Below are 6,017 nucleotides of genomic sequence, written 5' to 3'. Positions count from 1 at the left end.
GGTCCAGCGCCTCCTGCGAATAGGCGGTGACCGACAGCGGCACGCGACGCAGCACCTGCTCCTGCCGGGTCGCGGTCACGATGATCTCCTGACTCTCGCCGAGCGACCTCTGCGAACTGGCAGCATCATTGGCCCCAGCTTCGGGCGCCGCCGACACGAATGACTGAGCCAACGCTAGCGTTGAGCCCCCGCTGGCAGCCACTACAAATAATGCCTTGCCCAATATCGTGCGCATCTTCATCTTCCCCTCCTATTATAATCGTTGGTCATTCAGCCGATGCCTGTGACTCAGGTCTGCATGCGGCATGACTCCCGCGGCATACCAAGCCACGCAACTGCCACCGGCCTGACCCTATGCTTCACAGCCTCGCCGGACTGGTTCCGGACGATCTATTCTAGCGCCACGGACGGGAACGGCTTTTTCCTGAAGGAACCAGGGAATTGATCCGAAACGAACCGGAGGACCGAAAGACGACCCACGGACACCGGCGGAGGTCGACACGGCAACGCGATGCCGCTTACCTGCCCGGTTGCCTCGTTCCTTCGTAACAAATTCGGCATTTCGCTCCGAGACAAGATTCTCGCGAGCCCCGGCGCCACAGTCCGCCGCTCCATCGCGCGGCCAGCCCTCGGCTGCCGCTCCATCCGGGGAGTAGAAATGCGATTCGAACCTCATTCTCGGACCGGGATGGCCGGGCAGACCGGGCTTGCATGGTCCGCCATCGTCCCGATGCGGTGGCATCATCCCCAACGGCTCGAGCCAGGACCGTTCCACCCTGACGAGCAAGAAAGCAACCTTATGACGAAGCGCAGCGAACCGGCCGGCCAGTCCCGCCTAGGCAGGGCCTACGCCCTGTCTTTCCTCACCCTGATCTGCGCCTTCAACTATTTTGATCGGCAGTTGCTGGGCCTTCTCCTGCCCCAGATCAAGGCCGAACTCGCGCTCAGCGACACGCAGATTGGACTGACCACCGGCCTCGCCTTCGTCCTGTGCTATTCTCTCGCCGGCGTGCCGCTCGCGAGACTGGCCGACAGGGTGGGCAGGCGTAGCGTCATCGCCTATGGCTTCGCCTTCTGGAGCCTCGCCACCCTCGCGACCGGCTGGGTGACGAGCGCCGTGCAGCTTGCGGCCGCGCGTTTCCTTACCGGTGCAGGCGAGGCGAGCGGCGTTGCCCCCTCCAATGCGATGGTGAGCGATCTTATCAGTCCGCAGCGCCGCTCGCTGGGCCTCGGCCTGTTGTCGTCGGGCAACGCCATGGGGTCAATATTCCTCTTCCCGCTCGCGGGATGGATCGCCGCCACGAGCGGCTGGCGCGCCGCCTTCTTTGCAGCGGGTGGTGCGGGCTTCCTCCTGGCAGTTGTGTTCCGGCTCACCGTGCGAGAGCCCATCCGGGCGAGACAGTCGCCTGAGGCGCGAACAAGCCTGAAGACCGCAATGGGACAGATGCTTCAGGTACGGAGCTTCAGGCTGTCCATGCTGGCCGGCTGCGCCATGGGCATCAGCCTCTATGCCACGCAAATCTGGTCTCCCACGTTTCTCGAGCGGATCCATTCCCTCTCCGTCACAGAGATCGCCGCCTCGATCGGACCGATCCGCGGCGCAAGCTCCCTACTTGGTGCGCTCCTCGGAGGATGGCTCAGCTCACGGCTGGAAAGACGCGACATCCGTTGGTTGCTCTGGTTGCCCGGCCTGGCCGTCCTAGCGGTAGTTCCCGCAGACCTCCTCTTCATCTGGGCGGATTCGCTGACCATCGCCCTCATCGGCTATGCCCTTGCAGGCCTGTTGACGACACTGCACCTTGTTCCGCTCTACGCCGCCCTACTGCGGGTCGCGCCACCAGCGACTAGGGCAACCGCAATGGCCCTTTTCCTCCTCGTCGTGAACCTTGTCGGGCAGATTGCCGGGCCGCTGGTCGTCGGCATGCTCAATGACAGCCTGGCTACGAGCCTCGGCGCTGGCGCCATTCGCATCGGCATGGTCGCTGCCGCGCTCGCCGCCGGCATCGCCGGGCTCGTGATGCTGATCTCGGCTGGCTCTTTGCCCACGGACGCTACGCGATTCCGGGAAGGAGAAGCCTGACCGCGTCGCCCAGCGCACCGGCGTTGCGAGGAGTTTCGACGGCAGGGCCGCGCGCGGTTCGGTCCTGCACATATGGCAGGTTCCGTCTGAACGAAGATGGCATTGCGCTGAGGGGCTAGGCTGCCGCCAACGTTGCGAAGGAGAGGAAGCCGTCACCTATGGAAAGGCCATGTGACGGGTCGACCATCGCCACTTGCCATGATCTTCCAGGGAGTATCGTGAATGTATCCTAGAAACGCTTGGTATGTCGCTGCATGGGACGTGGAATTCGCTCGCGAGAAGCCCGAGGCAGTCGTGATCCTGGGCGAGCCGATCGTCCTCTTCCGTGACTCGCAAGGCAAGCTGGCGGCCTTGGAGGACCGCTGCCCCCATAAGCTAGCTCCTCTCTCCCTCGGCCGCTGCGAGGGCGATCGGCTGCGTTGCATGTACCATGGCATTCTCTTCGACCGCAAAGGCCGGGCAGTGGAAGTACCCGGCCAGGACATGATACCGCACAGCCTGTCCGTGCGCAGCTATCCGGTCACAGTGCGCGGCACTTGGGTATGGATATGGATGGGAGACGCAGAAAAGATCGACGAAGCGCTGATCCCGGAGACCGAGGCGCTGGATAGTCCAAATTATCTCATGCGCCACGGCATGATCGACTATGACGCCTCAGCGCACCTGATCTGTGAAAATCTTCTCGATCTGTCCCATCTGAGCTTCGTGCATGAGAACAGCTTCGGCAGTTCCGCCAATCACGAATGGTCGAACAGCCCCCCCTTCGTCACGACCTTGGACCGCGGCGTGCGGATCGGCCGATGGATACGCAACCGCCGCTACCGAGACGGACGAACGGTCGATCACTGGAACACCTACGATTTCCTGGTCCCGGGCATCCTGACGATGGCGGGATACGCCTTCCCGGTGGGCACCGCCGACGGGCTGGAGGGCGCGCCGGAAGCCGTCGCCCAGGACGATGTATACAGCATCACCTGCCAGGCCGTCACGCCGGTGTCGGAAGGAAAGGCGCGCTATTTCTTCTCGGCAGGCGTTCCACGTGGCACGGACGAGGAGGCGCGCCTCGAACAGTTGTTCAAGGTAACATTGCAGGCTTTCGCAGAAGACAAGATGATGATCGAAGCACAGCAGAAGGTGATCGCACAGGTCCCCGGACGCAACTTCCATCCCATTGGTGCGGATCGCGCGACGACTCTTTATCAGCGCGTCGCTCGCAAGCTGGAGAAGATCGAGAGGTAGGCCCAGAAATCAGGGCTGGCCGCTCGGCGGGCCATGTCGCTTCATAAAGGGAGGGCTGGCTCACCGCCCCCTCCCGGACTTTGCCGAGGCAGAACTCGGCTCTTCACCAGAAGGGCTAGGCATGACTTTCGGTTTCAAAATTGGTGACGCGTCAGAAAAGCCGAGCCAATCTATCGAGCGATAAGAACGAGAGCAGGATGACCAAGGAATTCGATTATATCATTGTTGGCGCAGGCTCGGCGGGCGCCGTTATAGCGGCACGGCTGTCAGAGGACCCCGGGGTTCGCGTGCTGCTGCTGGAAGCGGGAGGTCCCGACCGGCACCGGCTGATGGCCATGCCCTTGGCCTTCTTCCAGTTGCTCCGCCGCCCGGAGGTCAACTGGGGCTACGCTACCGAGCCGGAGGTCCACGCCGACAACCGAAGGCTTCCCGTTTTCCGCGGCAAGACGCTGGGCGGTTCGTCCTCCATCAATGGGATGATGTTCACCCGCGGCGACCCGCGCGACTATGACCAGTGGGCGCAGATGGGTGCCACGGGCTGGAGCTTCGAGGATGTGCTGCCCTATTTTCGCAGGATGGAGAGCAGCTGGCGGGGTAGCAGCGAAAGGCACGGCGATTCAGGGCCGATCGGAACACAGCGCCACCCGATGGAAAACCGGGTGTGCCGCACGCTTCTCGAGACCGCACGTCGCCAGGGTCACGAGGTTTCCGACGATTACGAAGCAGGTTATCCAGAAGGCTTTGGCGCGCCGGATTTTTCCATCCACAAAGGTCGTCGGGCGAGCACCGCGCGGGGGTATCTACAGCCCGCGGCCGGACGGCCCAACCTCGTCATAGCAACCGGCGCCCAGGCCACGCGGATCCTCTTTGAGGGACATGCGGCAGTAGGGATCGAATACATCCGAGGCTCGCAGCGCCACAGCGCCCGCGCCACGAGGGAAGTCATTCTCTCGGGCGGTGCCTATAACAGTCCGCACCTTCTCATGCTCTCAGGGATCGGACCCGCCGATCATTTACGGGAGATGGACATCAAGGTGAAGGTGGACCTCCGGGGCGTGGGTCAGAACCTGCAGGAACATCCCAGCGTTGCCACGGCCTATCAGCCTCGTGGAGAGATGGACTTCGAAAATGCAATCCGTCTCGACCGGATCGCCCGTTCCGTCCTCTGGTGGAAACTGAGCGGGAAAGGCCTTCCCGCCACCCTGCCGCTCACGGCCATGGCCTTTTACAAGTCCAGGCCGAATCTGGAGCGTCCGGATCTGGAGGCCCTGTTCCTGCCGACCGCCATGGATGCTAGGGTGTGGTTCCCTGGACTAATGAAGGGCCGCGGACATGTGTTCACGACCTCGACGATCATCCTGCGCCCTGATAGTCGTGGCTGGGTCAAGCTCCGCTCGGGCAATCCGCTGGACAAGCCCCGCATTTTCTGGAACCTCTTAGGTTCGGAGAGCGATCGGGCGCTCATGCGTCACGGTTTGCGGTGGATGCGGGAACTGCTTGCGAGCCCGCCGATGAACGAGGTGATCAGCGGCGAATTGAAGCCCGGCGCGGCAGCGCAGAGCGATGCCGATCTCGACGCCTATATCCGCGCTACCATCGCCACCGCGCACCACCCAACCAGCAGTTGCACCATGGGCACGGGCTCCGAAGCCGTGGTGGATTCCCAATTGCGGGTATATGGCACCGAACGTCTGCGCGTGGCCGATGCTTCCATCATGCCGGTCATAGTGGGCGGGCACACCAATGCCCCCAGCATCATGATCGGCGAGAAGGCTGCGGCGATGCTGCGCGGCGAGCCGGGGGCGACTGGCCGGACCGGCCTGGATTCGGAAACCAGTCGCGAAGGCGCCTGAAAATGCCCGCAACGGCTCCCCCACCCTTATTGGGTGCGGGGGGTGCTGACCCTCGCCTCACCGTTGGGCTCACCATTCGCGTGATCCATATTCCGGTGGGGCGAACAATGCCGGGCACGTAATGATTCCGCCAACGCGCCGGACGGTCTCAACACCGCCGTTCTTCACGCTCTTCTGAGCGTCCTATCGCACGTTGCAAGCGACGAGACGCGCAGCTGTTCGCGGGTAATGGCCTTGCGCTGTGGTCAGTCGCAACGTCCTGTGCGGCGCACAGGCCAGCTTTGCTCAATTCATCACACACGCCGATGCGCGCATCCGTCTGTTTGCGGCCGCGTTCTACGACGTTGATGTCCCTTGATTTTGATACTTTGCGGCGCATTTCGCCTCTGGCGTGGGGTGAAAGCCCGCTGCGCTGGTCTCAGCCTTCCCCGCGAACGACTGCAGCGGCGTACGTGCCCGTGACGCGGCCAGCCGGAGATGATGAGATAGCGTCCCTGAGCAAGAAGCCGTGGATCGCCGACGCTCCGAATGGCGACGGCTTCACGTGTCAGCGGTCTTGGCCGATCCCGGATCGGAAACCTCATCGAGTCGGGCGATCTCAAGACGACCCCAGGCATTCGACGTCCGCGTGCGTGCTTGTTGGACCTAGGTCTCGGCTCCGTGATCCCATCGGCGGCCTGCGAAGGTCGTCACAATGCCAGACCAGTGCGACACCCTCCTGCTGGCATTCGCCACCCATATAGGTCCGGAGTGCGTATTCCGATGAAGTCGGCCAGACATTCCGATACGAAGTCGGCCATGTTTTCCGACGCGAAGCCGGCCAGGGATTCCGATTTGATGTCGGC

General features: G+C 62.9%; 4 protein-coding genes. 3 read left to right on the top strand and 1 reads right to left on the bottom strand.

The window, feature by feature from the left end:
• Window positions 1-241 (bottom strand): hypothetical protein (locus B5483_RS22575; RefSeq protein WP_139384139.1); only part of this gene is annotated, 241 nt, incomplete at its 3' end.
• A gap of 558 nt (window positions 242-799) precedes the next feature.
• Between B5483_RS22575 and B5483_RS22570 the strand changes: the two genes are divergently transcribed.
• From B5483_RS22570 to B5483_RS22560, 3 genes are all read left to right on the top strand, one after another.
• Window positions 800-2,080, top strand: a complete 1,281-nt coding sequence (locus B5483_RS22570) for an MFS transporter (RefSeq protein ID WP_176168185.1) — start codon at window positions 800-802, stop codon at window positions 2,078-2,080.
• A 222-nt stretch (window positions 2,081-2,302) separates the two neighbouring features.
• Window positions 2,303-3,319, top strand: a complete 1,017-nt coding sequence (locus tag B5483_RS22565) for an aromatic ring-hydroxylating dioxygenase subunit alpha (RefSeq protein ID WP_079732139.1) — start codon at window positions 2,303-2,305, stop codon at window positions 3,317-3,319.
• Window positions 3,320-3,516: 197 nt separating this feature from the next.
• Window positions 3,517-5,172 (top strand): GMC family oxidoreductase, encoded by a 1,656-nt coding sequence (locus B5483_RS22560; RefSeq protein WP_079732138.1) that lies wholly within the window; start codon window positions 3,517-3,519, stop codon window positions 5,170-5,172.
• Window positions 5,173-6,017 lie beyond the last annotated feature (845 nt).

Source organism: Novosphingobium mathurense (assembly GCF_900168325.1).
GTDB lineage: Bacteria > Pseudomonadota > Alphaproteobacteria > Sphingomonadales > Sphingomonadaceae > Novosphingobium > Novosphingobium mathurense.
This window is presented reverse-complemented; position numbering and strand designations above follow the sequence as displayed.

Excerpts from the sequence above, each read along its gene's own strand:
- B5483_RS22570 (WP_176168185.1), top strand. The coding sequence starts at position 800 with ATGACGAAGCGCAGCGAACCGGCCGGCCAGTCCCGCCTAGGCAGGGCC.
- B5483_RS22560 (WP_079732138.1), top strand. The coding sequence starts at position 3,517 with ATGACCAAGGAATTCGATTATATCATTGTTGGCGCAGGCTCGGCGGGC.
- B5483_RS22565 (WP_079732139.1), top strand. The coding sequence starts at position 2,303 with ATGTATCCTAGAAACGCTTGGTATGTCGCTGCATGGGACGTGGAATTC.